This window comes from Acidovorax sp. GW821-FHT10E04 (assembly GCF_059415185.1).
Window position 1 is genome coordinate 581,328 of the sequence record NZ_JBWKMT010000001.1, and the last position, 26,325, is coordinate 607,652.

Below are 26,325 nucleotides of genomic sequence, written 5' to 3' on the forward strand. Positions count from 1 at the left end.
CCTGGCCGCCTTTTTCGCCGCCAGCTCAGCTTTCGATCTGCATCGCCGGACGCGCCTGCACGCGCGCCAGCCAGGCCTGCACGTGGGGGTGTGCGTTGACGGGCGCACCCAGGTACACGCTGTAGCCCAGGACCGAGCCCACCACCAGGTCCACCAGCGAGTAGTCCGCGCCCAGCATCCAGGGCTGCGCGGCCAGCCGTGCATCCAGCAGCGCCAGCAGTTCGTTCAGCCCCCGGGTGGCGGCCTCGGCGTGCGCGGGGCTGCGCAGGGCCTCGTCGCCTTGCGTGGCCACCTGCAGGCGCACCAGGACCGTGCCGTAGGTGACATAGGCCCAGACGCACCACGACAGGGCCTGCAGCGCCTCTGGCGTGCCCGCGGCGGGCCACAGCCCCCGCTCGATGCCGTAGCGGTGGCCCAGCCACAGGTGGATGGCCAGCGCCTCGAACATGGGGGCGCCGTCCACGGTCAGGGTGGGCACCTTGCCGTTGGGGTTGAGGGCCAGGTACTCCGGGCGGCGCTGCTCGCCAGTGCGGATGTCGATCTTCACGCGCTCGTGGGGCACGCCCAGTTCGGCAAGGGCGCAGGCAATGGGGCTGGCGCTGGACATGGGGTGCCAGTAGAGGACGATGGACATGGAAAACTCCTTGGTGGTGGTGGAAGAAAAGGTGGTGCCACTGTAGATTCCATTGCGGACAGTTTCGGTCCTCAATAAAAAGTACAGTCGCACCATGCTCACGTCATCGACCCGTCTTTTGCGCCTGCTGTCGCTGCTGCAGACGCGCAACCACTGGATGGGGCCAGAACTGGCCGAGCGCCTGGAGGTGCACCCGCGCACCCTGCGGCGGGACATCGACCGCCTGCGCCAGCTGGGCTACCCCGTGCACGCAAGCAGCGGTGTGGCGGGTGGATATGCCTTCCGGGCCGGGCAGGCGCTGCCGCCCCTGCTGCTGGACGACGATGAGGCCCTGGCCGTGTCGATCGCGCTGCGCACCGCCACGGCCGGCGCGGTGGGCGGCATCGAGGAGCCCGCGCTCCGGGCGCTGGTCAAGCTGGAGCAGGCCATGCCCGCGCGCCTGCGCAAACGCGTGGACGCGCTGCGTTCGGCCATCCTGCCGCTGGACCGCACCGGGCCGGTGGTGGAAGCATCGCTGCTGGCCACGCTGGCGTCCGCCTGCCGCGACCAGCTGCGCATCGAGTTCAGCTACGAGGACGGCAAGGGCCGCAGCGCACAGCGCCAGGTGGAGCCGCAAGGCGTGGTGCACACCGGCGAGCGCTGGTACCTGGTCGCCTGGGACCGGGTGCGCACCGACTGGCGCACCTTCCGCATCGACCGCATCGTGGGCGACCCCCAGGTGGGCGCGCATTTCGCGCCCCGGGCCTCGCCTGACGGCGGCGATCTGAAGGGCTACGTTGCGCGCTCCATCTCGGCGCCGCACCACGCCGAGCAGGCGCGCGTCGTGCTGCATGCGCCGTATGCGGTGATGTCGCGCCGCATTCCCAAGTCCGCGGGCGTGGTCTCCACCCTGGGCAAGGGGCTGCGGTGCCAGCTGGAGTGCGCGGCCAATGACTCCCTGGTCTACTGGCTGATGGCGCTCGATGTCGAATTCGAGGTGCTCGCGCCGGCATCGCTGAAGGAGCGGCTGCGGGTGGCGGGCGAGCGGGCGTTGCGCTGCACGGCATGAGCCCTTGGGGGGCTGTGGCAGGCATCGATGGCCGATCCCGCTCCGGCCACCAGAGCCGGGCCCTTCCTGGCAACTGCTGCACCCGTTGCAGGAGTCAACTGCATGCCCCCCGATTGCTGGATACGGCACCACAATTTACGCTCTGTGCATGGAATCAACCGACAAGGAAAAACCCATGCACCACCGCGTGCGGATCGATGCAGCCGGAGGGCCCGATGCCCTACGGCTGGAAGGGGTGGAGCCCCAGGCGCCCGGCCCAGGCCAGGTGTGGCTCGCGCAGGCGGCCATCGGCGTGAACCCGCTGGACGTGAGCCAGCGCAAGGGCGCGGTGCCCATCCCGTTCCCGTCCGGCCTGGGGCTGGAAGGCGCGGGGCAGGTGGCGGCCGTGGGGCCGGGGGTGCTGAATGTGGCGGTGGGCGACCGTGTGGGCTACGCCACCGGGCCGCTGGGGGCCTATGCCAGCGCGCGCCTGTTCCCGGCCGAGCGGCTGGTCAGGCTGCCCGATGCGCTGGGGTTGGACGAGGCGGCGGCGGTGCTCTTCAAGGGCATCACGGCGCAGTACCTGCTCAAGACGACATATTCCGTGGCCCCGGGCTCGAAGGTGCTCATTTATGGCGCGGGCGGCGCGCTGGGCCAGCTGATGTGCGCCTGGGCCCGTCACCTGGGCGCCTTTGTGATGGGCGTGGTCTCCCGGCCCGGGAGCGTGGAGCGCGCCCGGGCGGCGGGCTGCGACGCGGTGTTCGTGTTCGACCCCGCCACGCTGGCGGGCCAGGTGCGCGAGGCCACGCACGGCAGCGGGGCCGACGTGGCGTACGACCCCATCGGGCGGGCCACGCTGGAGGCCTCGCTCGACAGTCTGCGCCCGCGCGGCCTGCTGGTGTCCTTTGGTGCCACCTCGGGCGTGCCGGCGCCCATCGCGGTGGGCACGCTCAATGCCAAGGGCTCGCTGTTTCTCACGCGCCCCTCGCTGGCCGCGCACACGGCCACGGCGGCGGAGTACCAGGAGCGCGCCCAGGACGTGCTGCGGGCCGTGGCGGACGGCGTCATCACGCCGCGCATCTGGCGCCGCTACGCGCTGGCCGATGCGGGCACCGCGCATGCCGACCTGGAGCAGGGGCGCTCGCAAGGTGCGATCATCCTGGCTCCGTAGCCTCTGCGCTCCCATGGCGCTTTTGATACCCGATGGACCTGCTCGACAGCCAGCACGCCGGTGAACTGGCCACCCTTATTGCCCTGAGCGACGCGGGTTCGTTCGCGGCGGCGGGCCGCGCGCTGCAGCGCCACCCCTCGGTGCTGTCCAAGCGCCTGAACGCGCTGGAGCGCCGCCTGGGCGTGAGGCTGGTCGAGCGCACCACGCGCCAGCTGCACCTGACGCACGAAGGCCAGCGCCTGGTCGAGAAGGTGCGCGAGGCGACGGATTTGATCGCACAGGCCCAGAAGGAAGCGGCCGATGGCGCGGCGCAGGTGCGCGGGCGGCTGCGCGTGTCGGTGCCCGCTGCCATGGGGCGGCGCCTGCTCAGCCCGATGGTGGCCGAATTTGCGCTGGCCCATCCGCAGGTCACGCTGGAGCTGGAGTACGCCGACCGGCTGGTGGACATCGTGGGCGAGCGCTTCGACGCCGCGATCCGCATCGGCCAGCTGGCCGACAGCCGGCTGGTGGCCACGCGGCTGTGCAGCCACCGCCGCATCATGGCGGCGGCGCCGGGCTACTTGGCGAAGAACGGCACCCCGCAGGTGCCCGCGGACCTGGCGCAGCACAACTGCCTGGGCTTCACCGGCCTGCAGTCCTACCCTGAATGGCAGCTCACGCAGGCGGGGGCGAGCCACAGCGTGGTGGTGCGCGGATCGCTGGTCAGCAACGACAATGAGGCACTGCTCGCGGCCGCCATCCTGGGCGTGGGCATCCTGGCGGGCGGCGACTGGCTGATCGACCCCGGCATCGCATCGGGCCAGCTGGTGCAGGTGCTGCCGCAGTGGCAGCTCAACACCGACGCGGGGATCTATCTGGTGCGGCCCTCGGCACGCTTCAGCACGGCGGCGATGGCGGCCTTTCGCGCCTGGGTGGTGGACTGGTTTGCCGCGCGGGCGGACAACGGTCATGACCAGGCCACCGTGGATGTGCCCCCGTGAGCTTGGCGTCCTTGTGTTGTCAACTTCGTCTTGTTTCGGCTGTGATGCCGGTCCGCGCTTCTTCCTCTATTGACATTCCATGACCCAGGCAACGCCCCAGCCCCAGCAGCACCCCACCGCCACGCCGGGCACGCTCGACGCGCTCATTCCCCTGCTCTTCGTCGCGCTGTGGAGCACCGGCTTCATCGGCGCCAAGCTGGGGCTGCCGTATGTGGAGCCGCTCACCTTTTTGGCCATTCGTTTCGCGATCGTCGCCGTGCTGATGATGGCGGTGGTGACGCTGGTGCGTGCTCCGTGGCCGCCATCGGGCAGGGCCTGGCTGCACATCGGCGTGTCGGGCCTCTTGGTGCACGGGGTGTACCTGGGCGGGGTGTTCATCGCCATCGGCCACGGGCTGCCGTCGGGCATCACGGCGCTGGTGGTGGGGCTGCAGCCGCTCTTGACCGCGCTGGTGGCGGGCGCCCTGCTGGGCGAGAAGGTGCGGCCCGCGCAGTGGGCGGGCCTGGCACTGGGGTTTACCGGCGTGGCGCTGGTGGTGGCCGGCAAGGTGGCCACCGTGCCGGGCGCTGCGCTGGTGGGCATGCTGCTGCCGGCCGTGGTGGCGCTGCTGGGCATCACGGCCGGCACGCTGTACCAAAAGCGCTTTTGCCCCGCGTTCGACCTGCGCACCGGCTCGGTCATCCAGTACCTGCCGTGCGTGGTGGCCATGGCCGTGCTGGCATACGCGACGGAAACCATGGCCGTGCAGTGGAGCGGCGAGTTCCTGTTCGCGCTGGGCTGGCTGGTGCTGGTGCTGTCCCTGGGCGCCGTCAGTTTGCTGAACCTGCTGATCCGCCGTGGTGGCGCGGTGAACGTGGCCAGCCTGTTCTACCTGACCCCGCCCACCACCGCGCTGATCGCCTGGGCCGTGTTTGGCGAGACGCTCGGCGGCTGGGCGCTGGCGGGCATGGCGCTGGCGGTTCTGGGTGTCTGGCTGGCCCGGCAGACCCGGTAGGGCCGGGGGCAGTTGCCTGGTCAGAGCTTGCGCAGCCGCTCCAGCGCGGCGCGCAGCGTGTCGTCCTTCTTGGCAAAACAGAAACGCACCACGCGCTGGTCAAACCCGTCGCCGTAGAACGCCGACAGCGGAATCGCCGCCACGCCCACCTCGCGGGTGAGCCACTGGCAGAAGTCCGATTCGTTCAGGTCGCTCACGGCCGAGATGTCCACGCACTGGAAGTAGCTGCCGGTGCTCGGCAGCAGCTTCAGGCGCGAGCCCTCCAGGCCCTGGCGGAACAGGTCGCGCTTGGCCTGATAGAACGCGGGCAGTTGCAGGTAGGGCGCCGGGTCCTGCAGGTAGGCGGCCAGGCCGTGCTGCATGGGCGTGTTCACGGTGAACACGTTGAACTGGTGCACCTTGCGGAACTCGGCCGTCAGCGCTGCGGGGGCGGCCACGGTGCCGACCTTCCAGCCGGTGACGTGAAAGGTCTTGCCAAAGCTCGACACGATGAAGGCGCGTGCCGCCAGGCCGGGAAAGCGCGCGGCGCTTTCATGCTCGGCGCCGTCGAACACCATGTGCTCGTACACCTCGTCGCTGATGAGCAGGATGTCGGTGGGCGCGAGCAGGTCTTCCAGCTGGCGCATCTCCTGGGCCGTCCAGATGGTGGCGCTGGGGTTGTGCGGGCTGTTGATGAGGATGGCGCGCGTGCGCGCCGTGATGGCCGCACCGATCTTGCCGAAGTCGGGGCGGAAGGTGCCCGGCGTGAGCGGCACGCGCACCGCCTTGCCGCCCGCCAGTTCGATGTTGGGCACGTAGCTGTCGTAGCAGGGGTCGAGCACGATGACTTCATCGCCCGAGTGCACGATGGCCAGGATGGCGGTGATGATGGCCTGCGTGGCGCCGGCCGTGATGGTGATCTCGGTGCCCGGGCTGTACCGGCGGCCGTGCAGCGCCGCGATCTTGCTGGCGACCGCCTCGCGCAGGGCCGGGATGCCGGGCATGGGCGGGTACTGGTTGTGGCCGGCCTGCATGGCCCGCGTCACGGCATTCACCAGCTCCGGGGCGCATTCGAAGTCAGGAAACCCCTGGCCCAGGTTGACCGCGCCGTGCTCGGCCGCCAGGGCCGACATCACGGTGAAGATGGTGGTACCCACCTGGGGCAGCTTGCAGGGGAAGGCGGGTGTGCGGGCGGTGTCGGTGGTCTCAGTCATGGCGCTGTGGCGGAAGGTCAGGCTGGGAAGCAATGGGGCGGTGGAATGGGCAATCGGGCGGGTGCCGGTGTCAGAGTTCGTAGTCGTTGACGTGGCCGGTCATCGCGCGGGCGATGAGCTCGCGGCTCAGCCGGTCGCTGAGCAGTTCGGCGAACTTGTAGACGAAGTTGCGCAGGTACGCACCCCGCTTGAAGGCCACCCGCGCCACGCTCTGGCCGAACAGGTGCCCCACGGGACGCACGGCAAGGTCACCCACGGGGTCGTCGCGCATGGCCATTTCGGCCACGATGCCGATGCCCAGGCCCAGGCGCACGTAGGTCTTGATCACGTCGGAATCGATGGCCTCGAGCACGATGCGCGGCTGCAGCTTGCGTGCGGCAAAGGCATGGTCGATCTTGCCGCGGCCGGTGAAGGAGGGGTGGTAGGTGATCAGCGCCTCGTGGGCCAGGTCGTCCAGCCCGATGCGCTCCTTCTGCGCCAGCGGGTGATCGTTGGGCACCACCAGCACGTGCTGCCATTCATAGCAGGGCAGGGTGACGAGTTCGGGGTAGTCGGCCAGGGATTCGGTGGCCATGCCGATCTCGGCCACTTCATCGATCACCATGCGCGCCACTTCGTGCGGTGTGGCCTGGTGCAGGCTGATGTTGACCTTGGGATAGGCCTCGCGCAGGCGCGCCACGGGCACGGGCAGCACGTAGCGGGCCTGGGTGTGGGTGGTGGCGATGCTGAGGGTACCGCTGTCCTGGGCGCTGAACTGCTCGCCGATGCGCTTGAGGTTGCCCACCTCCCGCATGATGACCTCGATGCTCTTGAGCACGTGCTGGCCGGGTTCGGTGATGCGCTTGAGGCGCTTGCCATGGCGCGCGAAGATGTCCACGCCCAGTTCTTCTTCGAGCTCGATGATGGCCTTGGACACGCCCGGCTGGGAGGTGTGCAGGGCCTTGGCCGCTTCGGTCAGGTTGAGATTGCGGCGCGCAGCCTCTTGAACGAAGCGGAATTGGTGCAGATTCATATCTGATATCGCCTAAAGAGTTGCATCATTATGCTGCAGCTATCTAAGGGATTTCAGCGGAAGGCACCTCACAGGCAATTTCTGCCATCAAAGCCGTCATGCGCGGGTCTTCGCCAATGGCGGGCTGCACATGGAACCGCACGGCGGGATGGGCCGCTCGCAACTCCTCCACCAGCAGCGGCAGGTCGTTCCGCGCATGCTTGCCCGTGCCAAGGAACATGGGCACGACCGTGACATGGGCCGCTCCCTGCGCGACGAGCTGGTCCGTGGCCTGTGCCAGCGTGGGGGTGCACAGCTCCAGGTACGCGCAGGCCACAGGGCGGCCCGGGTGCTGCCCCCCGATGTGGGCGGCCACGGCCTCCATGGGCGTGCGCCACAGGGGGTCGCGCGAGCCGTGGGAGAACAGGACGATGGCGCGGTGGTTCATGGGTTGCAGATCGGGGCAGGGTGACAGCCCGGGCTAGCGCCGGAGCACCAGCCATCCAAAAGCCGCGAGCGAAAGCACGGAGTAGATCAGTCCGGGCGCGGCCGCCGTGAGCCACGGCGACCAGTTCTGCAGGTTGCCCGCATAGCCAAACACGTTGTTCAGCAGGAAGAAGCTGATGCCGGCCATGACGCCGCCAAACACATAGCCCGCGATGCCGCCCGAGCGGAAGTGCAGGTAGGCAAAAGGCAGGGCCAGCACCACCATCACCAGGCAGCTGAGGGGATAGAACACCTTGCGCCAGAACTCGATCTCGTAGCGCTGGGCGGACTGGCCGTTGGCGTCGAGGTGGCGGATGTACTGGAACAGGTCGATGGTGGCCATGCGGTCGGGTTTGAGCAGCGAGGCGGCCACCATGTCGGCGCTGATGCGGGTGGGCCATTGCAGGGTGGGGGCATCCAGGTGCTCCACGCGCGCTTCGTCGCCGCCGCGCTGCTCGAAGCGGCTGCGCTGCACCTTCTCCAGATTCCACGCGCCATCCGGCCCAAACTGGCCCGCCGCCGCCCGTGTCTGCGATGCCAGCCGGCCCTTGGCATCGAACTCGAAGATGCGCACGTCCAGCATGCCGCCGTTGGTCGTGAGCGCGCGCACGTTCACCGCATAGGAGTGGTCGTCCTGGCGCTCCTTGAGCCAGGCGCCGGTGGCGCCCGTGGTCAGGCGCCCGAGGTACCGCACCTTGACCAGCTGGGCGGCGCGGTCGGTCAGCGGCGCAATGTAGTCGCCCACGGCGAAGGTCAGAAGCACGAAGAAGCCGCCCAGCGCCACCAGCGTGCGCAAGGCACGCCAGGGGCCCATGCCGCTCGTGCGCATGATGGTGAACTCGGAGCTTTGGGCGAGCCGCGCCATCACGAAGATGGTGCCGATGAGCACCGTGATGGGCAGCAGCTCGTACAGGTGGCTGGGAATGCTCAGCACCACGAACAGGAACGCGTGCGAGAGCTGGTAACCCTCGGCGCCGGTGCGGCCCACCCAGCGCAGTTCGTCCACCAGGTCAAAGAAGAAGAACAGCGCCAGAAACCCGGCGGTGACGAAAGCGACCGCGAACAGGGCTTCGCGGTGGATCAGGCGGCGGATGGTTTTCATGCGGGGCTCCCTGGCGGCGTGGGCTGCCAAAGCCGCCGCAGCGTCCAGTGGTTGTGGCGCGCGGCCAGTACCAGCAGCGACATGAGCAGCATGCCGCCGTGCAGCAGCACCATGAAGCTCACCAGGCCGAGCCGGCCCGCGCCCACCCAGCTTTGCCCCAGCGTCATGAGGTTGTAGTACACGATGAAGGCAAAGAGCGCGAACACCAGGCTGGTGCTGCGCGCGGCGCGCGGGTTGACGCTGGCCACGGCCAGCCCCAGCACCACGAAGTTGAGCGCTGCCAGCGCCAGCCCCAGGCGCCAGCCCAGCTCGGCCCTGTAGGCGGGCAGGGGCTGCATGAGCAGCTCGTGCGTGGCGCGGGTCTTGACGGAGAGCTCTTCGGCCGAGCCCGCGGGCGCGGAGCCAATGCGGGTGCCGTATTCGACGAACTCACTGATTTTCACGCCGGGTTTGTCGCGTGAGGTCTCCAGCCGCTGGCCCTCGCTCAGCACGGCCATGCGCTCGCCGCCCCGTGTCTCCAGCCGGGCGCTGCGCGCAGAGGTGACGGATTCGCGGGCACCGTCGGTGGCGGCGATGAAGATGTTGTTGCCGGCCTGGGTGTCCGGGCTGTCCTTGTCGATGAAGAACACCCGGCTGCCATTGGAGGATTCCTGGAACTCGCCGGGTGCGATGCGGTCGATGTCGCTGCGCTGTTCATAGCGCGTCTTGAGTTCCTGGATCTGGGAATTGGCCCAGGGCCAGACCAGCAGCGACAGCACGGCGATGATGACCATCACCGGCCAGGCAAAACGCAGCAAGGGCCGCAGCAGGCTGACCAGCCCGCGGCCGCTGGCGAACCAGATGACCATTTCACTGTCTCGGTACATGCGCGACAGCGTCCCGACCACGGCGATGAAGAGGCTCAGGCTCAGGATGGTGGGCAACTGGCCCAGCACCGTGAACCCCATGACCAGCATGACATCGGAAGGGCTCACGCTGCCCCGCGATGCCTGGCCCAGGGTGCGGATGAGCATCATGGTCATGACCACGGTCACCAGCACCACGAGGGTCGCACCGAAGCTGCGCGCCAGCTCCTTGCGGATGGATGAATCGAATAACATTGGCTAGGAGCGCGCTATGCACTTTTGCGTGCATGTCAAAGTGCATAGCACGCTCAAAAGGAAAACACCGATTATGAACTTTGATCTCAAGACCCTTGACCTTGCTGCGGCAGCTTCGGAAAAATGCGACCTGCTGGTCGTCCTGCTTCCCGAGGGCTTCAAGCCCGGCAAGGATGCGCTGTCTGCCCTGGCGGCGCTGGCGCTCAAGAACGGAGATCTGTCCACCAAGGCAGGCAAGCACCTGCAGCTGTACCAGGTGCCTGCCGTTGCGGCCCGCCGGGTGGTGCTGGTCGGGCAGGGCGACGGCGCGGCCCGCGCCACGCGCCAGGCCCTGCAGGCGGTGGGATCGGCCATCAAGGCGCCGCAGACCAAGCGGGTGGCGCTCTGTTTTGCGGGTGCTGCGCAGCCAGCGGCCGTCAGTGCCGCCGTGCAGGCCGTGGCCGAAGCGAGCTACGTCTATACGACCACCAAGACAAAGGTGGAGGCGCGCAGCCTGAACCGCTGCGTGGTGGGCGTGCACAGCGTCCCCGAGGTGCGCGAGGATTTCGATGCCGGCGTGGCACTGGTCGCCGGGGTCGAGTTCGCGCGGGAATGGGGCAACCGCCCCGCCAACCACGCCACGCCCAGCCTGCTCGCCGATGCGGCCAAGACACTGGCCAAGCTGCCCCGCATTCAGTGCAAGGTCCATGGCCCGGCCGAGGTGGCCCGCCTGGGAATGGGCGCCTTCCTCGCCGTGGCGAGGGGGTCCGAGGAGCCTTTGCGGTTCATCGAGCTGCGCTACAGCGGCGCGGCCAAGGACCAGGCGCCTGTCGTGCTGGTGGGCAAGGGCATCACGTTCGACACGGGGGGCATCTCGATCAAGCCCGCGCCGGAGATGGACGAGATGAAGTTCGACATGTGCGGCGCCGCCAGCGTGCTGGGAACGTTCCGCGCGCTGGGCGAGCTGCAACCCGCCATCAACGTGGTGGGGCTGATCCCCGCCTGCGAGAACATGCCCGACGGCCGTGCTGTCAAGCCCGGCGACGTGGTCACGAGCATGAGCGGCCAGACCATCGAGATCCTCAACACCGACGCCGAAGGCCGGCTGGTGCTCTGTGATGCGCTCACCTATGCGTCCCGCTTCAAGCCCGCCGCCGTGGTGGACATCGCCACGTTGACCGGCGCGTGCGTGATTGCGCTGGGTGGCGTGCGCAGCGGGCTGTTTGCCAACAACGATCCCCTCGCAGCCGCGCTGCAGGAGGCCGGGGAGTCCGCGCAGGACCCCTGCTGGCGCATGCCGCTGGACGACGATTACGCGGATGGCCTCAAAAGCAATTTCGCGGACATGGGGAACGTGGCGGGCCGCGCGGGCGGTTCCATCACCGCGGCCAAGTTCCTGCAGAAATATGTGGGTGACCTGCCCTGGGCCCATCTGGATATCGCGGGGACGGCCTGGAAGGGTGGGGCCGCCAAGGGGGCCACGGGGCGGCCGGTCGGGCTGCTGGTGCATTACCTTCTGAGGCAGGCGGCCAACACCAAGCCCGCCTCCAAGGCATCTTCGGCGGCGCGTGCGGCCTCCCCCAGGCCGGCGACGGTGAAGGCGCCGCGCGCCAAGCTCGGCTGATCTCGCCATGACCGAGGTCGCGTTTCACTTCAATGCGCCGGACAAGCTGGCCTATGCATGCCGCTTTGCGCGCAAGGTGCAGCGCAGCGGTGCACGGCTGGTGATTGCAGCACCGGCCGAGACGCTGGCGGTGCTGGACCGCATGCTCTGGGTGCTGGCGCCGCAGGATTTTGTGGCCCATTGCCTGGGCGGTGCCGACGAAGAACTGGTCCATGCATCGCCCGTGCTGCTGACGGCCGACGCGCGTTCCGCCGCGCACCACGAGGTGCTGTTGAACCTGCACGCCGAAGTGCCGGAAGGGTTTGGCCGGTTTGATCGCCTGGTCGAGGTGGTGAGCGCGCAGGATGAGGCCGATCGCGGCGAGGCGAGGTCGCGCTGGCGCCACTATGCCTCACGCGGGTATGAGATCACCCGCCACGACCTGGTGCTGAAAGCCGGCTGATGGCGCTGCCCCCCAAGACGCCTCCGCGCTTTGTCCCCACCCTCACCGAAGTGGTGCGGGCGCCGGATTCCGCCCCATCGCAGGCCGCGGCCGCTGCACCATCGCGCACCACGGTCATGCATCCCTCCATGCTGCCCGAGGCGCGGCCGGCGGCGAACGCCGTGCACCAGGCGGCGCAGCCGCCGGGTTCCTTCGTGCATGGCGCCCATCGGCCCGCCGTGGCCCCGCCAAGGCCCGCCGCCCCGCCGGGCATCGTTCCCGCGCCGGCCCGCAATGCTCCGGCAGCGGGCACCGTGGCGCCGCCCGTGTCCGTGGGGGCCGTGAGTCCGGTTGCGCTGACCCGACCATTGCCGGAGGGCATGGAGGAATATATGGTGCACAGGGTCATGCAGCGCGTGGACGTTGTGCTGGATCAACGTTTGCGCGAAGCGATCGCCACGGTGGTGCAGGAGCAGACACGATCGGTGCTGCCACGGCTGCGCGAAGAGATTGAATCGGTGGTCCGGCACGCTGTGTACGAGGCGGTGGCGGATGAGCTGGCCAGCGGGACGCCCTCGGTGCCAAAGGGATGACAGGGTATTCCCCTGTGGTTTCTCTCGCTTTTAATCGTGTTCCCTAATGATCTGGCCCGTAAATTGCGATATGTTCGCCTGCGTTGAGACACAAGAATATTCTCAGCGTTTATCTTTACTGGAGATTGATATGCAATTGAAGTTGAAACTGACCGTGGTTGCTGCTATCGCGGCTGCTGCTGGTGTGGCCTCTGCACAAGAGCAGGTGGTCAAGATCGGCCACGTGGCTCCGGTTTCCGGTGCCCAAGCCCACTACGGCAAGGACAACGAAAATGGCGCCCGCATGGCCATTGAAGAGCTGAACGCTCAAGGCGTCACCATCGGCGGCAAGAAGATCAAGTTCGAGCTGCAGGCCGAAGACGATGCAGCCGATCCAAAGCAGGGCACGGCCGCTGCACAGAAGCTGTGCGACTCCAAGGTCGCAGGCGTTGTCGGTCACCTCAACTCCGGTACCACCATCCCCGCATCCAAGGTCTACAACGACTGCGGCATTCCGATGGTGACGGGCGCTGCGACCAACCCCAACCTGACCAAGCCAGGCTACAAGACCACCTTCCGCATCATCGCCAACGACAACGCCCTGGGCGCTGGCCTGGCTTTCTACGCGGTCGACACGCTCAAGCTCAAGACCGTTGCCATCATCGACGACCGTACCGCTTACGGCCAAGGCGTGGCAGACGTGTTCAAGAAGACGGCCACGGCCAAGGGCATGAAGGTGGTGGACGAGCAGTTCACGACCGACAAGGCCACCGACTTCATGGCCATCCTGACCGCCATCAAGTCCAAGAACCCTGATGCCGTGTTCTACGGCGGCATGGACCCACAAGCCGGCCCCATGCTGCGCCAGATGGAACAGCTGGGCATGGGCAACGTGAAGTACTTTGGTGGTGATGGCGTCTGCACGTCGGAAATCGCCAAGCTGGCCGCCGGTGCCAAGACCCTGGGCAACGTGATCTGCGCCGAAGGCGGTTCTTCGCTGGCCAAGATGCCTGGCGGCACGGCCTGGAAGGCCAAGTACGACGCCAAGTACCCCAACCAGTTCCAGGTGTACAGCCCCTACACCTATGACGCCACGTTCCTGCTGGTGGACGCCATGAAGCGTGCCAACTCCGTGGACCCCAAGGTGTACGTGAACGAACTGGCCAAGGCCAGCTTCAAGGGCGTGACCTCCACCATCGCCTTCGAACCCAACGGCGAAATGAAGAACCCCGCCATCACCCTGTACGTCTACAAGGACGGCAAGAAGACCCCGCTGTAATTAGTCAGCGCGGTACCGCGCTGCAGGGCCCCTGTGCCCTGCCGGGCTCAAAAAAGGCTTCCCTCGGGAAGCCTTTTTTATTGGGCACCCGCGCCGTCGATGGCGCAAGCGGCCCGGTTGTTGCCCTGCTGGCTAGCGTCTTACCTGAAGCGAGCCTGGATTCACGATATTGGTGGGCGTGCCCTTGATGAAATTCACCACGTTGTCGAATGCCGCGCCAAAGTACAGCTCATAGCTGTCCTGCTCGACATAGCCAATGTGGGGCGTGCAGATGCAATTCTCCAGCCGCAGCAAGGCGTGGCCCTGAAGGATGGGTTCGCTCTCGAACACATCGACCGCCGCCATGCCGGGACGGCCCCGGTTCAACGCTGCGATCAACGCGTCGGGCTCGATCAATTCGGCCCGCGATGTGTTGACGAGAAGGGAGGTGGGCTTCATGCAAGACAGGTCTTCCAGCGAGACGATGCCGCGCGTTTCATCGTTGAGGCGCAGGTGCAGCGAGATCACGTCACACTGCGAGAAGAACTCCTCGCGCGTGGTCGCGGCCTGGTAGCCGTCCGTCAAGGCCTGGGCGCGGGACGCCTCGCGGCCCCAGATACGCACGTTCATGCCGAAAGCGCGTCCGTAGCCAGCCACGAGCTGTCCGATGCGGCCATATCCCCAAATGCCCAGCGTTTTGCCGCGCAGCACGTTGCCAAGGCCGAAGTTGGCGGGCATGGATGCGGTCTTCAGCCCCGACTGCTGCCAGGCGCCGTGCTTGAGGTTGGCGATGTACTGCGGCAGCCTGCGCATGGCTGCCATCACGAGGGCCCAGGTCAGTTCGGCCGGGGCCACCGGGGACCCTATGCCCTCGGCCACGGCAATGCCCCGCTCCGTGCACGCCGTCACGTCGATGTGACTGCCGATCTTGCCGGTTTGCGCGATCAGTTTGAGGCGGGGAAGCTTTTCCACCAGTTGGCGCGTGATCTGTGTGCGCTCCCGCACCAGAACGATGATGTCGGCATCCTTCAGGCGGACAGAAAGCTGCCCAAGTCCTTTGACGGTATTGGTGTAGACCTTGGCGGTGTACGCGTCGAGCCGGGATGCGCAGTGCAGCTTGCGGACTGCGTCCTGGTAGTCGTCGAGAATCACAATGTTCATCCCGATATTGTGCCTTGGTGGCGCCACCGGCATTCACCGGGCCGCCGTCCTGGGGCATCAAAGTACGGGGCTTTTGGTGACGGAGTGTTGGCGCATCCCGCAAAACGCTGCCGCCCATGGCAGGACGTGGCGGGGCCGTGCCATCGCTCCCCGGCCGTTTTTCTCACGCCCGCAGATCCATCTCTTTCGAGAAGGAACGCCACACGCCAACGAGGACCGTGCCGTTGGCCCGTGATGAAGGAAGTATCTTGGTCTCAAGAGGCCTGCAGGGCTCCCTCGCAGGCCACCATGCGGTCCAGTTCCGCGCACACGTCGGCCATCCTGCCGGCGATCACCAGCCGGCCCGTGCCGGGGGCTGAGATCCTGCGCAAGACCTTGGCGGTCCGGCGGCCCGATCCATCGGTGGGCCGCGGCGCGGCGCAGGCGCTGCGGCTTCCTGCGGGCGGTACCGGCATCGCGGGCGGTGCTCTGCGGGTGGCGGCCTGCCGCCCGGGACTTTCGGCGGGGGGCGTCTGGGGCGTGTTGACCGTGAAGGGCCAGTTGCCGCGCAGCGGACGTGGGCCAGGGAGACCCTGCGGGCGGTGGATGCTCCTGGAGCCGGCCGTGCCCCGGCCGTCGCCGCGGTCCGTGCCATCGTGGGGGGAACGGGGTGGGGGCGAACCTGCCGCAGACGGCACCGCGAGCGCGGCGGTCGAGTGAAACCAGCGCGTCAGCGAGCGCAGCGGCACGGAGAAGGCGGATAAGGTGGTCAAGGCAATTCCCATGTGAAAACTCCGAAGGTCGGGGGTTGGACATAGGCAGGATTGCAAATTGAACCCGCACCGCAGGGCTGGCGTGCCGGTTTGCCCGGCACACCAAACGCCCGCCACCTGCAATGCGGTAGTGAATGGACCAGCAGCCGGGACCGGCTACATCAGCATGGTGTTGCGAATGAGGCCTACCGCGAGACCTTCGATTTCGAAAGGTTCGCCAGGCTGTACCACGATGACCGGGTAGTCCGGGTTTTCAGGCAGCAGCTCGATGGCCGTGGCGGTGCGCCGCAGGCGCTTGACCGTCACGTCGTCTCCCAGGCGGGCCACGATGATCTGGCCGTTGCGCGCCTCGCGGGTGGACTGCACGGCCAGCAGGTCGCCGTCCATGATGCCGGCATCGCGCATGGACATGCCACGCACCTTGAGCAGGTAGTCGGGCTTGTGCTGGAACAGGCTGTTTTCCACGCTGTAGGTCTGGTCGACGTGTTCCTGCGCGAGAATGGGCGAACCCGCCGCCACACGCCCCACCAGGGGCAGGACCAGTTGGGAGAGCCCGGGAATGGGCAGGTGGAACTGGCTGCCGCGCGCTGCATTGATGGAGCGCAGCGTGTCGCTGCGCAACCGGATGCCCCGCGATGTGCCGCTCACCAGTTCGATCACGCCCTTGCGTGCGAGGGCCTGCAGATGTTCTTCTGCCGCATTGGCCGACTTGAAGCCCAGTTCAGCCGCGATTTCGGCGCGGGTGGGAGGCGCCCCTGTGCGTGCAATGGCGGTCTGGATGAGGTCCAGGATCTGTTGCTGGCGGGCCGTGAGTTTCGGGTTGTCGAGCATGGTGGTTTCCGGTGGAGGCGGCTACAGTGAAGGACAACTGTTTTTTAATCCAGTAACTGTATTTTTTACCAGTTTTTCGGAGTATGCAAGTGAGTGGGCAAAAAATTGTGGTTTTGGGCACTGGAGGAACCATTGCCGGCACGTCGGCACAGGCGGGCGACAACATCGGGTACACCGCCGCGCAGGTCGGGGTGGAGCAGCTGCTGGCAGCGGTCCCCGGATTGCAGGAGGCGGCCGGTGGCATGCTCGTGGCGGAGCAGGTGGCTCAGATCGACAGCAAGGACATGGACGGCGGGGTGTGGCAGGCCCTGGCGCTGCGCTGCGCCCATCACCTCCAGGACGCCTCCGTGCGCGGGGTGGTCATCACCCACGGCACCGATACGCTGGAGGAGACGGCCTGGTTCCTGAACCAGGTGCTGGATACCCGGCTGAAACCCGTGGTGCTGACCTGTGCTATGCGCCCGGCCACGGCGCTCACGCCCGACGGGCCGCAAAATCTCCTGGATGCCGTGGCGGTCGCGGTGGCTGCGGGTGCCCGCGGCGTGCTCGCAGTGGCCGCTGGCGAGGTCCACGGCGCACAGCAGGTCCAGAAGGTGCATCCGTACCGTGTCCATGCGCTCAGTTCGGGCGAGGCCGGGCCTTTGGGGTGGGTGGAGGAGGGCGCCATTCGCCTTGCGCAGGATTGGCCGATACCGCCCGCCAAGCATGCGTGTGGTGCTCTGCAAAATATAGCAAATGCAGCGGCCTGGCCCCGCGTGGAGGTGATCATGAGCCACGCGGGCGCCACGGGCGCCATGGTGGATGCGCTGGTGCGTGACGGCGTCCAGGGGCTGGTGGTGGCATGCACCGGCAACGGCACCATCCACCACCTTCTGGAAGCCGCATTGCTGCGCGCGCAGGAGGTGGGCGTGCGGGTGGTCCGGTCCACGCGCTGCGCCGAGGGGCGGGTGCTGCCCAAGCCTGGTGACCTGCTGCCTGATTCCGGCGGGCTGCCGCCCCTGAAGGCCCGGATCTCGCTGATGCTGGACCTGATGCGCTGAGTGCGAAGGCTGTCCAGTGTTGTTTGCAGCCCTCAAGACACACGCCTGGGCCTACCCGGCGCTGGAAGTGGTGCACATCGTTGGCATTGCCCTGCTGCTGGGCAACCTGGTGCTGCTGGAGTTGCGCGTGTTTGGCCGGGGGGCGGCGCTGCCCGTCAAGGACCTTGCGCGGCTCAGCCTGTCGCTGGCATTGTGCGGCTTTGGCCTGGCGGCGGCATCGGGCCTGCTGATGTTCGCCACCCAGCCTTCCGAGCTGCTCGCCAGCCGCGCATTCACCTTGAAGATGCTGCTGTTAATGCTTGCGGGCTGCAACGCCGCGTGGTTCCATGGGCGTGGATCGCTGGCGCGCCTGGACGCCCTGGCCCGGGTGCAGATGCTGGCGTCCACGCTGATCTGGCTGGCCGTGGTGGTCTGTGGCCGCTGGATCGCCTATCTGTGACCTGACAAGGAGAGAACCGATGAGTCTGCAACGCCGCCGCCTGCTCCTGGCCACTGCGATGGTTCCGCTCTGGGCGCGCGCCCACCATGGCTGGAGCAGTTTTGATGCCGAGCGCCCCATCTATCTGGAAGGCACGGTGCGCAAGGTGCGCTGGCAAAACCCCCATGCCGAGCTGGAGCTGGAGCTTCCCGCGCAGTTGCGGCTTCCCGCGGACCTGGCGCAGCGCGCGGTGCCCGCCCAGGCCTCGCCCGTGGACGGCAAGGCCTTGCTGGCCAAGGCGGTGCTGCCCACCCGCAAGGACCGCCGCTGGGAGATCGAGCTGGCGCCCCTGACACGCATGCAGGCCTGGCAGGTGCAGGAGATCAAGCCCGGCACGGACCTGTCGGTGGTGGGCTTCACCCTGCGCGATGAGAAGGGCGATGCGGTGCTGCGCGCGGAATACCTTTTCGTGGACGGCAAGGCCTACGGCCTGCGCTCCAGTCCGGCCTGAACAAAACCAGGATGGGTGGCAAGGCCGGGGCCATGAGGGTCTGGCCCGCTGGTGCCACGGCGCGCCTGACGGGGCCACCGGCACCTCCCAAAAGAAAAGCGACGCCCTGGTGCCCCATGGCGTCGCTGGTCCTGGGGCGTGACCCTCGCGCTCAGCTGGCCAGCGCCTGGAGCGCGCGCGCGGTGATTTCTTCCACGCTGCCCGTGCCGCTGATGGCGCGGTACTTGGGGGCGGCGTCGGGCTCGGCCTGGGCCCAGCTGCTGTAGTAGTCCACCAGGGGGCGCGTCTGGTCGCTGTAGACCTGCAGGCGCTTCTTGACAGTTTCTTCCTTGTCGTCTTCGCGCTGGATCAGTTCCTCGCCCGTCAGGTCATCCTTGCCTTCCACCTTGGGGGGGTTGAACTTGACGTGGTAGGTGCGGCCGCTGGCAGGGTGCGAGCGGCGGCCGCTCATGCGTTCGATGATGGCGTCAAAAGGCACATCGATTTCGAGCACGTAGTCGAGCTTGACGCCCGCCGCCTTCATGGCGTCGGCCTGGGGAATGGTGCGGGGAAAGCCGTCGAACAGGAAGCCGTTGGCGCAGTCCGCCTGCGTGATGCGTTCCTTCACGAGACCGATGATGATGTCGTCGCTGACCAGGGCACCCGAATCCATCACGGCCTTGGCCTGCAGGCCCAAGGGCGTGCCCGCCTTCACCGCCGCCCGCAGCATGTCGCCGGTGGAGATTTGCGGGATGCCGTATTTCTGGCAGATGAACGTGGCTTGCGTGCCCTTTCCGGCGCCAGGCGCGCCCAACAGAATCAGTCTCATGGAAGTCCTCGAAGGTTAGAAATCGGTTGGCGCCGCTGGCGGGGACGTTCGAAGGGCGCCTGAAGCCGTTCTGTGCGCCCGGGATGCGGTGCTCTCGTTGCGGGCGAGGATAGCATGCGACCACCTTGCGCTGACTTACACGCCGTACCGCGCGGCGGCCAGGGTGTCGCGGTGCGGATAGTGCCCTGCACGGTGGCGCGGGCAGGTCCCCGCGCCACGGGGCCGCCGGGGCGTCCGTCAGCGGAAAAGGCTGCGGACCCGCTCCAGATCCTCGGGGGTGTCCACGCCAGGCCCCGGGGCGGTGCTGGCCAGGTGCACCGCGATGCGGTGGCCGTGCCACAGCGCGCGCAACTGCTCCAGCGCTTCCACGGCTTCGGTGGGGGCTGGCGCCAGCGCCGGAAATTCCCGCAGGAAGCCGGCACGATAGCTGTAGATGCCCACATGCCGCAAAGGCGCGAACCCCGCCAGGGCGGCGACGCCGGGTGTGGCCGCCTGGGCGGCGCCTTGCCACCAGGGCGTTGCGGCATGGTCGCGGGCGAAGGGGATGGGCGCCCGGCTGAAGTAGTGCGCCAGGCCCCGCGCGTCCAGCACCACCTTCACCACGTTGGGGTTGGCGTAGTCGGCTTGCGACGCAATGGCGTGCGCGGCCGTGCCCATGCTGGCCTCGGGGCGGGCCGGCAGCAGTTGCGCCACGGCATGGATGAGGCCGGGGTCCATCAGGGGTTCATCCCCCTGCACGTTGACGACGATGTCGGCGCCATCCAGCCCCAGCTGGACGCAGGCCTCTGCCAGCCGGTCGCTGCCGCTGGCATGGTCGGCGCGGGTCAGGATCGCCTCCACGCCGTGGGCCGCGCAGGCCTGCAGGATGCGGTTGTCGTCGGCGGCCACCACGACCCGGGTGGCGGCGCTCTGGGCCGCGCGGCGGGCAACCCGCACCACCATGGGCAGGCCGGCGATATCGGCCAGGGGTTTGTCGGGCAGCCGGCTCGATGCCATGCGGGCCGGGATCAGCACCGTGAAGCGGCTGTCCGGTGCCACGGCGCCGGGGGCGGGCACAGCGCTCACTGCTCCAGTTCCTCGTCGGTGAGCGTGCGGGCTTCGTTTTCGAGCAGCACCGGGATGCCGTCGCGCACCGGGTAGGCCAGCCGCGCGCTGCGGGAGACAAGTTCCTGCGCCTCGCGGTCGTAGGTCAGCGGGCCTTTGGTGACAGGGCAGACCAGCAGTTCAAGCAGTTTGGGATCCATGATGGCGGTGCTTCCGGGAGGTTCGTTCGGGCAGGCAGCGATGATAGCGGCGGCCAGCCCCGCGGGACCGCCGGTGCGCGCTAAAGACCACCCGGTGCCGGCAGGCGCGCATCCAGGGCCGCGAAAAAGGCTGGATCCATGTGCAGTTGCAGGGGCACGGCCAGTGCGTCCGGGTGGCGGGGCCACAGCTTGACGGCATCTTTTTCAGTGCAGATCAGCGTGTAACGGTTGTCTGGTGAGCGGTTCCAGCTATCAAAATCATAGTGATCCGGCAGGGCCTGCGCGTGCGCCAGTTGCAACGCCTGGGCCTGCAGCATCGCAAAGAAGTCCCGGGGGCGTGCGACGGCCGCCACCGCGTGCAAAGGCTGCCCCCGCAGGCTGGACAAGGGCACGCGGGTGCCGTCCGAGCGCACGGCCCAGGGGGCCAGGCGCCGTTGCAGCGCATAGGCCTCGAAGTCTCCCCGGGGCGGTACGCCACCCGCATGGAGCACCAGGTCCACCGGCCGCGGCCAGGGCTCGCGCAGCGGGCCCGCAGGCAGCAGGAAGCCGTTGCCGACGCCCTGGTCGTTGAAGATGCAAACCTCCACATCGCGCGCCAGGGCCAGGTGCTGCAGCCCGTCGTCGCAGACGATCACGTCGGTGTGCGGGTGCGCCGCCAGCAGGGCGCGGGCCGCGGCGATGCGGCGCGGCGCGACGAAAACCGGCACCCCGCAGCTGCGCGCGATCAGCGCGGGCTCATCGCCCACCTCGCGGGCGGGGCTGTCGGGCGCCACCGCCCGGCAATCGGTGGTGCTGCGGCCATAGCCGCGCGAGATCACCCCGGGGCGCAGGCCGCGAGCCTGCAGATGTTTCACCACGGCGATGACCACGGGCGTCTTTCCGGCGCCTCCGGCGATCACATTGCCCACCACGACGACGGGACGGCCCGGGTGTTCGGCCTTGAGCACGCCAGCGCGGTAAAGCCCCCGGCGCAGGGCCACCAGCGCCAGGTACAGCAGGGAGACAGGCCACAGCGCCCAGGCGGCCGGGCCGCGTGCCTGCCAGATCTTCTGCAGCCCGGAGGCCGGGGAAGGGGCGCCGCCGCGCGCCGCGGACCGGGGGGGCGGCTGCGGCCCGGGGCCAGCCATGCCGTGTCAGCGGCCGGTGCTGCGCGCCGCGGCCGACGACTGCGTGGCAAACGTGATCTGCGTGAGGCCCACGCGGCGCGCCGCCTCCATCACCGAGACCACGGACTGGTGCGGGGACATGGCGTCGGCGCTGATGATCACGACACTGTCGCGCCCGGCGGTGGCGGCGCCGCGCAGGGCCTGCGCGATGGCGTCCACGCTCTTGCCGTCCACGCCGTTCTTGTTGACGGCATAGCGGCCGTCGGCGGCCACCGAGACGATCACTTCCTTGGGGTGGTCGCGCTGCTGCTCGGCGTCGGCCACCGGCAGGGTGAGCTGCAGCTCCGTGAACTTGCTGTAGGTGGTGGTCAGCATCAGGAAGATGAGGATCACCAGCAGCACGTCGATGAACGGGATCAGGTTGATCTCCGGCTCTTCCTTGGCGCGGGGGCGAAAATTCATGTCGACGATCCAATGGGCGGTACGCGTTGCCCGCGAAGTTTGGAAACCGGCGGCGTCAACGCAGGCGGGCGTGGCGCAAGGGTCGCCCCGCCGCACGGGCGGCGTACCCCTGCCCGCGGTGCATGGCGCTGCGAGGAGCAGGGAAGGGCGCGGCCGCGCCTCAGGGGGGAGTTCACTTCTTCCTCAGGCGCAGGATGTGGCGGACGAACTGCTCGGAAGCCAGCTCCAGCGTGAGCAGATAGGCATCGACGCGGGCGCGGAAGTAGCGCCAGAAGATCAGCGCCGGGATCGCCACGATCAGGCCGAAGGCCGTGTTGTACAGCGCCACCGAGATGCCATGCGCCAGCTGCGCGGGGTTGCCGCCGCCCATGGCCTGGCCCACGCCGCCGCTGCCGGCCTGCGAGCCGAAGATCTCGATCATGCCGATCACGGTCCCCAGCAGGCCCAGCAGGGGCGCGGCCGATGCGATGGTGGCCAGCGCCGCGAGGTACTTCTCCAGCCGGTGGGCCACGGCCCGGCCGGCGCCTTCCATGGCCGAGCGCAGGTCGGTCTCGCTGCACTGGGGGTTGCTGTTGAGGGTGCGCAGGCCGCTGGCGAGCACCTCGCCCAGGGCGGAGTTCTGCGCGAGCTGGTTCACCACGTCGGGGGTGGGCACGGCCTTGGAGGACACCGTGATGGCTTCATCGAGCAATTTCGGAGGAGCGACGCGGGCCGTCTTGAGGGCCACGAACCGTTCGAAAATCAGCGCCATTCCCAGGATGGAACACGCAATCAGGGGCCAGATCGGCCAGCCTGCGGCTTGTATGATGGACAGCAAATCTCTCTCCGCGCAGATGAAAGCAATCGGCGATTATGGCCCAGCTTCCTGCCGCCTCCGCGTCACAAACAGTTACCTTGCCGGGTGGCCGCCGCATCGGCGGTGTCACCCACAAAAACTGTGGATAACTTTGTGGGAAACCCGGTTCGTGCGCCGCGCAAAGTGGCGTCCCGCCGTGCTTGCAACAGATTGATGAAAAATTGCGCAGTGAAAAAATCATATAAATCAATAACTTGCACGTGCAACCGTGTTTTGCGGCCAGTTTTGCCGGGCGCGCTGCCGTCCTGGGTCGCTCGGGCGGTTCTGTGGAGTACTCGCCCCTGGAGCGCGCCGCGAAAGCCCGCCGTATCTCATGTTTGAGCGCCCGGGCCTCGCGGCGGCGCCGCGCGTATGGGAAGTTGGCGCGCTATGCCGCGCCATTGCTGATGCGCTGGAGGCGCGGTTCAATCCTGTCGCGGTGCGCGGGGAGATCACGGGCTTCTCGCGCGCTTCCAGCGGTCATTGCTACTTCTCGGTCAAGGACGCGAATGGCCAGTTGCGCTGTGCCATGTTTCGCCGCGCGGCCAGCCTGCTTGACTTTTCTCCACGCGATGGCGAATTGGTGGAAGTGCGCGGCCGTCTTGGCGTGTACGAAGCGCGTGGCGACCTGCAGTTCATCGTGGAAAGCATGCAGCGGGCGGGGCAGGGTGCGCTGTTCGAGCAGTTCCTGCGCCTGAAGGCCCAGCTGGAGGCCGAAGGCCTTTTCAGCGGCGACCGCAAGCGTCCGCTGCCGCTGCAGCCGCGCGGCATCGGCCTGGTCACCTCCACGGGGGCGGCGGCCCTGCACGACGTCGTCACCGCCTTGCGCCGGCGCGTGCCGCACATCCCGGTGGTGCTGGTGCCCGCGCAGGTGCAAGGGGGCGCCGCACCGGCCTCGCTGGTGGCGGCGCTATCAAAACTGTATCTGCTGGCGCAGGCTGGACAAGCGCCAGGGGCTGATCTGACCCGCAACCCGCCGATCGACGTCATCCTGCTGGTGCGGGGCGGGGGTTCCATCGAAGACCTCTGGGCCTTCAACGACGAGCAACTGGCCCGCACCATCGTGCGCAGCCCCGTGCCGCTGGTCAGCGGCGTGGGGCATGAAACGGACTTCACCATCGCCGACTTCTGCGCCGACCTGCGCGCGCCCACGCCCACCGCGGCCGCCGAGCTGGTGGCCCAGCCCCGCGACGTGTGGCTGGGCGCCCTGGGCCTGCTGGGCGGGCGCATCGGCGACGCGGTGCAGCGCCAGCTCGATGCACGCCACCAGCGGCTGGACCAGGCGGCGGCGCGGCTGGGCCGCCCGTCCGGCCTGGTGGCGCGCCAGCAGATGCAACTGGCGCGCCTGGCCCAGCGCATGCGGCATGAAGTGCTCCTGAAATTGCAGCGCCTGGCGCAGACGCAGAAAGCGCTGGAGGCCGATTTGCCCAACAAGCTGCAGCGCTGCGCCGCGCGGCAGTCGGACCGCCTGGACCGCGCGGCCCTGCGGCTGGAGTTGCTGGATCCGCGCCTGGTGCTGCAGCGCGGGTACGCGCTGCTGACCGATACCGAGGGCCAGGCCGTGACCAGCGCGCGGCAGGCGCACCCCGGCGACGCCTTGCGCGCCACGCTGGCCGACGGCGTGGTGGATGTGACGGTGTCCCAGCCGCGCCTGCTCTGACGGGGGTGCCTGTAGGACAGTGGCGGGTTGTGGCGCTTCGGCACCGATCCGTGTGGCCTCACGCTGCACAGGTCACCTGATCTTCCTACAATGCCCCCTTTGTGCTGTGTCCGACTGCATTGCTCAGGAAAGATCGCGGTGCAGATGGCATCCCAGAATTTCAAACCACGAGGAAACCACCATGGAACATACCCTTCCCCCGCTGCCTTACGCCATCGACGCCCTGGCGCCGCACTACAGCCAGGAAACCCTGGAGTACCACCACGGCAAGCACCACAACGCCTATGTGGTGAACCTCAACAACCTGCAAAAGGGCACTGAATTCGAATCCATGACGCTCGAAGAGATCGTCAAGAAGTCCAGCGGCGGCATCTACAACAACGCCGCCCAGATCTGGAACCACACCTTCTTCTGGAACTGCATGGCACCCCAGGGTGGCGGTGAACCCTCCGGCGCGCTGGCTGCGGCCATCAACGCCAAGTGGGGCAGCTACGCCGCCTTCAAGGAAGCCTTCGTCAAGAGCGCCGTGGGCAACTTCGGCTCGGGCTGGACCTGGCTGGTGAAGAAGGCCGACGGCAGCGTGGACATCGTGAACACCGGCGCCGCCGGCACGCCGCTGACCACGGCCGACAAGGCGCTGCTGACGGTGGACGTGTGGGAACACGCGTACTACATCGACTACCGCAACATGCGCCCCAAGTTCGTCGAGACCTTCCTCTCCAGCCTGGTGAACTGGAAGTTCGCGGAAGCCAACTTCGCCTGACGGATTGCTTGCGCGGTGCCGTGGCAGCCACCTGCCGCGGACAAGAAAAACGGCCCCGCGGGGCCGTTTTTCTTTTGCAGTCCCCCCGGCCCGGGGGGCGGACCTAGGGGCGGCGAAACAGCGCGCCCGAGAGCTTGGCCCCTGCCTTGATGCCCTTCTGGGCAAACCAGCCCTGGTTCATTTCCAGCACATAGCGCACGGGCTTGGCGGAGCAGTGGGAGTCCAGTGTCTGCGGCTTCATGTCCGCCAGGTTCACGATGGTGCCGTCATCCTCCACGAAAGCCGCGGTGAGGGGCAGCAGGGTGTTTTTCATCCAGAAGCACTGCTGTGCCGGCTGCTCGAACACGAACAGCATGCCTTCGTGCTGCGGCATCTCCTTGCGGTGCATGAGGCCGGTCTGGCGTTCCTGGGGTGCAAGGGCGACCTGGGCGTCGATGCGGTGCATGCCCGCCGTCAGTTCGACGCGCCGCAGATTCAGCTGCGGTCCTTCCTGGGCGGCAACCCCGCCCGCATGCAGCAGGGCGGTGGCGGCCACCAGGGTTGCGGCGGCCAGGGCGGCGCGGCGCGCGAAGGACATCACGCGGGCGGTGCGGGCCTGCGGGGCGCGGGCCGGGTGAAGATCGGTCATGGGCAGGGCTTTCATGAAGGCAACACGGACGATGGCAATGAACGGGCAGCGGAAAAATCACGCTGCGGACGATGGCAGATTAGCGCAAACATGCCGGCATGGCGGCACAACGGGGCATTGCACGGCCCCCATCAACAAAAACGCCCGCGGCAGCGGGCGATCTTGAAGCGGCGGGCCCTGGCCCCGCGCGGGCCTGGCGCCCGGCGTTTCAGGCCACCTTCTTGGTGGTTTTCTTCTTGGCGACCTTCTTGGTGCTGTGCGTCTTCTTCTTGGCCGTGGTGGCGGCCTTGTGGGTCTTGGCTACCGGTGCGGGAGCCGCGGCGGGCGCAGCCATGGGGGCTGCGGGAGCAGCAGGGGCGGGAGCGGTTGCTGGCGCTTGCTGTGCGAAAGCACCCGCAGCAAACAGACCAGCCACCAGTACAGCGAGGAGTTTTTTCATATGTGCCGTTTCCAGTGTGAACAAGGGTTGAGGGCCATGCGAAACCCCGCATGGCTCCACCCCCAACGATAGCAGCGGCAGCCGCGTTGACAGGGTCTTGGGCAGAAATATTTGTCATTAGAATTGACCAGATTC

At 67.8% G+C, this 26,325-nt stretch carries 31 protein-coding genes; 13 read left to right on the forward strand and 18 right to left on the reverse strand.

Annotated elements, in window-relative coordinates; genetic code table 11:
- Positions 1–25: 25 nt before the first annotated feature.
- On the reverse strand, positions 26–634 hold the full coding sequence (locus AC07OC_RS02665) for a glutathione S-transferase family protein (protein WP_218294870.1): 609 nt from the start codon (positions 632–634) through the stop codon (positions 26–28).
- 94 nt (positions 635–728) lie between these two features.
- Here AC07OC_RS02665 and AC07OC_RS02670 point away from each other — a divergent pair, with 94 nt between their 5' ends.
- The 4 genes from AC07OC_RS02670 to AC07OC_RS02685 all read left to right on the forward strand — a co-directional run bounded on the left by AC07OC_RS02670 (position 729) and on the right by AC07OC_RS02685 (position 4,806).
- On the forward strand, positions 729–1,682 hold the full coding sequence (locus AC07OC_RS02670; RefSeq protein ID WP_218294871.1) for a helix-turn-helix transcriptional regulator: 954 nt from the start codon (positions 729–731) through the stop codon (positions 1,680–1,682).
- Positions 1,683–1,857: 175 nt separating this feature from the next.
- Positions 1,858–2,832: a quinone oxidoreductase family protein gene (locus AC07OC_RS02675; protein ID WP_218339044.1), complete on the forward strand. Its 975-nt coding sequence runs from the start codon at positions 1,858–1,860 to the stop codon at positions 2,830–2,832.
- A 32-nt stretch (positions 2,833–2,864) separates the two neighbouring features.
- On the forward strand, positions 2,865–3,812 hold the full coding sequence (locus tag AC07OC_RS02680; protein WP_218338492.1) for a LysR family transcriptional regulator: 948 nt from the start codon (positions 2,865–2,867) through the stop codon (positions 3,810–3,812).
- Positions 3,813–3,891: 79 nt separating this feature from the next.
- Positions 3,892–4,806, forward strand: a complete 915-nt coding sequence (locus tag AC07OC_RS02685; RefSeq protein WP_494600365.1) for a DMT family transporter — start codon at positions 3,892–3,894, stop codon at positions 4,804–4,806.
- A gap of 20 nt (positions 4,807–4,826) precedes the next feature.
- Here AC07OC_RS02685 and AC07OC_RS02690 read toward each other — a convergent pair whose 3' ends face one another.
- The 5 genes from AC07OC_RS02690 to lptF all read right to left on the reverse strand — a co-directional run bounded on the left by AC07OC_RS02690 (position 4,827) and on the right by lptF (position 9,678).
- Positions 4,827–5,999 (reverse strand): pyridoxal phosphate-dependent aminotransferase, encoded by a 1,173-nt coding sequence (locus AC07OC_RS02690; protein WP_218338494.1) that lies wholly within the window; start codon positions 5,997–5,999, stop codon positions 4,827–4,829.
- 70 nt (positions 6,000–6,069) lie between these two features.
- Positions 6,070–7,011: a CysB family HTH-type transcriptional regulator gene (locus tag AC07OC_RS02695; RefSeq protein ID WP_218338495.1), complete on the reverse strand. Its 942-nt coding sequence runs from the start codon at positions 7,009–7,011 to the stop codon at positions 6,070–6,072.
- Between the two features lie 43 nt (positions 7,012–7,054).
- A complete protein-coding gene (locus tag AC07OC_RS02700; RefSeq protein WP_218338496.1) occupies positions 7,055–7,438 on the reverse strand; it encodes a sirohydrochlorin chelatase in 384 nt (127 codons plus the stop codon).
- Positions 7,439–7,471: 33 nt separating this feature from the next.
- Positions 7,472–8,578: an LPS export ABC transporter permease LptG gene (gene lptG / locus AC07OC_RS02705; RefSeq protein WP_218294877.1), complete on the reverse strand. Its 1,107-nt coding sequence runs from the start codon at positions 8,576–8,578 to the stop codon at positions 7,472–7,474.
- A complete protein-coding gene (gene lptF, locus AC07OC_RS02710; protein ID WP_218294878.1) occupies positions 8,575–9,678 on the reverse strand; it encodes an LPS export ABC transporter permease LptF in 1,104 nt (367 codons plus the stop codon). The genes lptG and lptF overlap by 4 nt, the downstream gene beginning before the upstream one ends.
- Before the next feature lie 73 nt (positions 9,679–9,751).
- Between lptF and AC07OC_RS02715 the strand changes: the two genes are divergently transcribed.
- The 4 genes from AC07OC_RS02715 to AC07OC_RS02730 all read left to right on the forward strand — a co-directional run bounded on the left by AC07OC_RS02715 (position 9,752) and on the right by AC07OC_RS02730 (position 13,553).
- Positions 9,752–11,281, forward strand: a complete 1,530-nt coding sequence (locus AC07OC_RS02715) for a leucyl aminopeptidase (protein ID WP_218338497.1) — start codon at positions 9,752–9,754, stop codon at positions 11,279–11,281.
- A 7-nt stretch (positions 11,282–11,288) separates the two neighbouring features.
- A complete protein-coding gene (locus AC07OC_RS02720) occupies positions 11,289–11,723 on the forward strand; it encodes a DNA polymerase III subunit chi (protein ID WP_218294880.1) in 435 nt (144 codons plus the stop codon).
- Positions 11,723–12,295, forward strand: a complete 573-nt coding sequence (locus tag AC07OC_RS02725; protein ID WP_494600366.1) for a hypothetical protein — start codon at positions 11,723–11,725, stop codon at positions 12,293–12,295. Before AC07OC_RS02720 ends, AC07OC_RS02725 begins: the two co-directional genes overlap by 1 nt.
- 130 nt (positions 12,296–12,425) lie before the next feature.
- The gene (locus AC07OC_RS02730; RefSeq protein WP_218294882.1) at positions 12,426–13,553 is read left to right on the forward strand and encodes a branched-chain amino acid ABC transporter substrate-binding protein; all 1,128 of its coding nucleotides are present in this window, start codon (positions 12,426–12,428) and stop codon (positions 13,551–13,553) included.
- A gap of 132 nt (positions 13,554–13,685) precedes the next feature.
- On the opposite strand, the gene AC07OC_RS02735 is transcribed toward AC07OC_RS02730, so the two are convergent.
- The 3 genes from AC07OC_RS02735 to lexA all read right to left on the reverse strand — a co-directional run bounded on the left by AC07OC_RS02735 (position 13,686) and on the right by lexA (position 16,276).
- A complete protein-coding gene (locus tag AC07OC_RS02735) occupies positions 13,686–14,693 on the reverse strand; it encodes a D-2-hydroxyacid dehydrogenase family protein (RefSeq protein WP_218294883.1) in 1,008 nt (335 codons plus the stop codon).
- Positions 14,694–14,947: 254 nt separating this feature from the next.
- A complete protein-coding gene (locus AC07OC_RS02740) occupies positions 14,948–15,445 on the reverse strand; it encodes a hypothetical protein (RefSeq protein WP_218338499.1) in 498 nt (165 codons plus the stop codon).
- Positions 15,446–15,601: 156 nt separating this feature from the next.
- On the reverse strand, positions 15,602–16,276 hold the full coding sequence (gene lexA, locus AC07OC_RS02745; RefSeq protein ID WP_218294885.1) for a transcriptional repressor LexA: 675 nt from the start codon (positions 16,274–16,276) through the stop codon (positions 15,602–15,604).
- Between the two features lie 83 nt (positions 16,277–16,359).
- Here lexA and AC07OC_RS02750 point away from each other — a divergent pair, with 83 nt between their 5' ends.
- The 3 genes from AC07OC_RS02750 to AC07OC_RS02760 are packed head-to-tail and all read left to right on the forward strand — an operon-like array spanning position 16,360 to position 18,245.
- Positions 16,360–17,316 carry an asparaginase gene (locus AC07OC_RS02750; protein ID WP_218338500.1) on the forward strand — a complete coding sequence of 319 codons (957 nt, stop codon included), beginning with the start codon at positions 16,360–16,362 and terminating at the stop codon, positions 17,314–17,316.
- Between the two features lie 19 nt (positions 17,317–17,335).
- The gene (locus AC07OC_RS02755; RefSeq protein WP_218295306.1) at positions 17,336–17,755 is read left to right on the forward strand and encodes a hypothetical protein; all 420 of its coding nucleotides are present in this window, start codon (positions 17,336–17,338) and stop codon (positions 17,753–17,755) included.
- Between the two features lie 19 nt (positions 17,756–17,774).
- Entirely contained in the window at positions 17,775–18,245 is a 471-nt protein-coding gene (locus tag AC07OC_RS02760; RefSeq protein WP_218294887.1) for a DUF6152 family protein, read from the forward strand.
- Between the two features lie 151 nt (positions 18,246–18,396).
- Here the strand turns inward: AC07OC_RS02760 and adk are convergent, their stop codons facing one another.
- The 7 genes from adk to AC07OC_RS02795 form a co-directional block, all read right to left on the reverse strand.
- Positions 18,397–19,053 (reverse strand): adenylate kinase, encoded by a 657-nt coding sequence (gene adk, locus AC07OC_RS02765; protein ID WP_218338501.1) that lies wholly within the window; start codon positions 19,051–19,053, stop codon positions 18,397–18,399.
- A gap of 237 nt (positions 19,054–19,290) precedes the next feature.
- Positions 19,291–20,118, reverse strand: a complete 828-nt coding sequence (gene kdsB / locus AC07OC_RS02770) for a 3-deoxy-manno-octulosonate cytidylyltransferase (RefSeq protein ID WP_370627702.1) — start codon at positions 20,116–20,118, stop codon at positions 19,291–19,293.
- Positions 20,115–20,297 (reverse strand): Trm112 family protein, encoded by a 183-nt coding sequence (locus AC07OC_RS02775; RefSeq protein ID WP_056062396.1) that lies wholly within the window; start codon positions 20,295–20,297, stop codon positions 20,115–20,117. Before AC07OC_RS02775 ends, kdsB begins: the two co-directional genes overlap by 4 nt.
- Positions 20,298–20,377: 80 nt before the next feature.
- Positions 20,378–21,424 (reverse strand): tetraacyldisaccharide 4'-kinase, encoded by a 1,047-nt coding sequence (lpxK, locus tag AC07OC_RS02780; RefSeq protein WP_218338502.1) that lies wholly within the window; start codon positions 21,422–21,424, stop codon positions 20,378–20,380.
- Positions 21,425–21,430: 6 nt separating this feature from the next.
- Positions 21,431–21,865, reverse strand: a complete 435-nt coding sequence (locus AC07OC_RS02785; protein WP_218294890.1) for an ExbD/TolR family protein — start codon at positions 21,863–21,865, stop codon at positions 21,431–21,433.
- A gap of 172 nt (positions 21,866–22,037) precedes the next feature.
- Positions 22,038–22,682: a MotA/TolQ/ExbB proton channel family protein gene (locus AC07OC_RS02790; protein WP_218294891.1), complete on the reverse strand. Its 645-nt coding sequence runs from the start codon at positions 22,680–22,682 to the stop codon at positions 22,038–22,040.
- 62 nt (positions 22,683–22,744) lie between these two features.
- Positions 22,745–22,921, reverse strand: coding sequence for a hypothetical protein (locus AC07OC_RS02795; RefSeq protein WP_494600367.1), 177 nt, complete (start codon positions 22,919–22,921; stop codon positions 22,745–22,747).
- 113 nt (positions 22,922–23,034) lie between these two features.
- On the opposite strand from AC07OC_RS02795, the gene xseA reads away from it, so the two are divergent.
- Together xseA and AC07OC_RS02805 are read left to right on the forward strand one after the other, a co-directional pair.
- Positions 23,035–24,360: an exodeoxyribonuclease VII large subunit gene (xseA, locus tag AC07OC_RS02800; RefSeq protein ID WP_218338503.1), complete on the forward strand. Its 1,326-nt coding sequence runs from the start codon at positions 23,035–23,037 to the stop codon at positions 24,358–24,360.
- 181 nt (positions 24,361–24,541) lie between these two features.
- Positions 24,542–25,123 (forward strand): superoxide dismutase, encoded by a 582-nt coding sequence (locus AC07OC_RS02805; protein WP_218338504.1) that lies wholly within the window; start codon positions 24,542–24,544, stop codon positions 25,121–25,123.
- A 103-nt stretch (positions 25,124–25,226) separates the two neighbouring features.
- Here the strand turns inward: AC07OC_RS02805 and AC07OC_RS02810 are convergent, their stop codons facing one another.
- Both AC07OC_RS02810 and AC07OC_RS02815 read right to left on the reverse strand, forming a co-directional pair.
- Positions 25,227–25,751: a DUF192 domain-containing protein gene (locus AC07OC_RS02810; protein WP_218338505.1), complete on the reverse strand. Its 525-nt coding sequence runs from the start codon at positions 25,749–25,751 to the stop codon at positions 25,227–25,229.
- A gap of 208 nt (positions 25,752–25,959) precedes the next feature.
- Positions 25,960–26,190 (reverse strand): hypothetical protein, encoded by a 231-nt coding sequence (locus AC07OC_RS02815; RefSeq protein ID WP_218294896.1) that lies wholly within the window; start codon positions 26,188–26,190, stop codon positions 25,960–25,962.
- Positions 26,191–26,325 lie beyond the last annotated feature (135 nt).

Excerpts from the sequence above, each read along its gene's own strand:
- AC07OC_RS02665 (WP_218294870.1), bottom strand. The coding sequence starts at position 634 with ATGTCCATCGTCCTCTACTGGCACCCCATGTCCAGCGCCAGCCCCATT.
- AC07OC_RS02670 (WP_218294871.1), top strand. The coding sequence starts at position 729 with ATGCTCACGTCATCGACCCGTCTTTTGCGCCTGCTGTCGCTGCTGCAG.
- AC07OC_RS02675 (WP_218339044.1), top strand. The coding sequence starts at position 1,858 with ATGCACCACCGCGTGCGGATCGATGCAGCCGGAGGGCCCGATGCCCTA.
- AC07OC_RS02680 (WP_218338492.1), top strand. The coding sequence starts at position 2,865 with ATGGACCTGCTCGACAGCCAGCACGCCGGTGAACTGGCCACCCTTATT.
- AC07OC_RS02685 (WP_494600365.1), top strand. The coding sequence starts at position 3,892 with ATGACCCAGGCAACGCCCCAGCCCCAGCAGCACCCCACCGCCACGCCG.
- AC07OC_RS02690 (WP_218338494.1), bottom strand. The coding sequence starts at position 5,999 with ATGACTGAGACCACCGACACCGCCCGCACACCCGCCTTCCCCTGCAAG.
- AC07OC_RS02695 (WP_218338495.1), bottom strand. The coding sequence starts at position 7,011 with ATGAATCTGCACCAATTCCGCTTCGTTCAAGAGGCTGCGCGCCGCAAT.
- AC07OC_RS02700 (WP_218338496.1), bottom strand. The coding sequence starts at position 7,438 with ATGAACCACCGCGCCATCGTCCTGTTCTCCCACGGCTCGCGCGACCCC.
- lptG (WP_218294877.1), bottom strand. The coding sequence starts at position 8,578 with ATGAAAACCATCCGCCGCCTGATCCACCGCGAAGCCCTGTTCGCGGTC.
- lptF (WP_218294878.1), bottom strand. The coding sequence starts at position 9,678 with ATGTTATTCGATTCATCCATCCGCAAGGAGCTGGCGCGCAGCTTCGGT.
- AC07OC_RS02715 (WP_218338497.1), top strand. The coding sequence starts at position 9,752 with ATGAACTTTGATCTCAAGACCCTTGACCTTGCTGCGGCAGCTTCGGAA.
- AC07OC_RS02720 (WP_218294880.1), top strand. The coding sequence starts at position 11,289 with ATGACCGAGGTCGCGTTTCACTTCAATGCGCCGGACAAGCTGGCCTAT.
- AC07OC_RS02725 (WP_494600366.1), top strand. The coding sequence starts at position 11,723 with ATGGCGCTGCCCCCCAAGACGCCTCCGCGCTTTGTCCCCACCCTCACC.
- AC07OC_RS02730 (WP_218294882.1), top strand. The coding sequence starts at position 12,426 with ATGCAATTGAAGTTGAAACTGACCGTGGTTGCTGCTATCGCGGCTGCT.
- AC07OC_RS02735 (WP_218294883.1), bottom strand. The coding sequence starts at position 14,693 with ATGAACATTGTGATTCTCGACGACTACCAGGACGCAGTCCGCAAGCTG.
- lexA (WP_218294885.1), bottom strand. The coding sequence starts at position 16,276 with ATGCTCGACAACCCGAAACTCACGGCCCGCCAGCAACAGATCCTGGAC.
- AC07OC_RS02750 (WP_218338500.1), top strand. The coding sequence starts at position 16,360 with ATGCAAGTGAGTGGGCAAAAAATTGTGGTTTTGGGCACTGGAGGAACC.
- AC07OC_RS02760 (WP_218294887.1), top strand. The coding sequence starts at position 17,775 with ATGAGTCTGCAACGCCGCCGCCTGCTCCTGGCCACTGCGATGGTTCCG.
- adk (WP_218338501.1), bottom strand. The coding sequence starts at position 19,053 with ATGAGACTGATTCTGTTGGGCGCGCCTGGCGCCGGAAAGGGCACGCAA.
- AC07OC_RS02775 (WP_056062396.1), bottom strand. The coding sequence starts at position 20,297 with ATGGATCCCAAACTGCTTGAACTGCTGGTCTGCCCTGTCACCAAAGGC.
- lpxK (WP_218338502.1), bottom strand. The coding sequence starts at position 21,424 with ATGGCTGGCCCCGGGCCGCAGCCGCCCCCCCGGTCCGCGGCGCGCGGC.
- AC07OC_RS02785 (WP_218294890.1), bottom strand. The coding sequence starts at position 21,865 with ATGAATTTTCGCCCCCGCGCCAAGGAAGAGCCGGAGATCAACCTGATC.
- xseA (WP_218338503.1), top strand. The coding sequence starts at position 23,035 with ATGTTTGAGCGCCCGGGCCTCGCGGCGGCGCCGCGCGTATGGGAAGTT.
- AC07OC_RS02805 (WP_218338504.1), top strand. The coding sequence starts at position 24,542 with ATGGAACATACCCTTCCCCCGCTGCCTTACGCCATCGACGCCCTGGCG.
- AC07OC_RS02810 (WP_218338505.1), bottom strand. The coding sequence starts at position 25,751 with ATGACCGATCTTCACCCGGCCCGCGCCCCGCAGGCCCGCACCGCCCGC.
- AC07OC_RS02815 (WP_218294896.1), bottom strand. The coding sequence starts at position 26,190 with ATGAAAAAACTCCTCGCTGTACTGGTGGCTGGTCTGTTTGCTGCGGGT.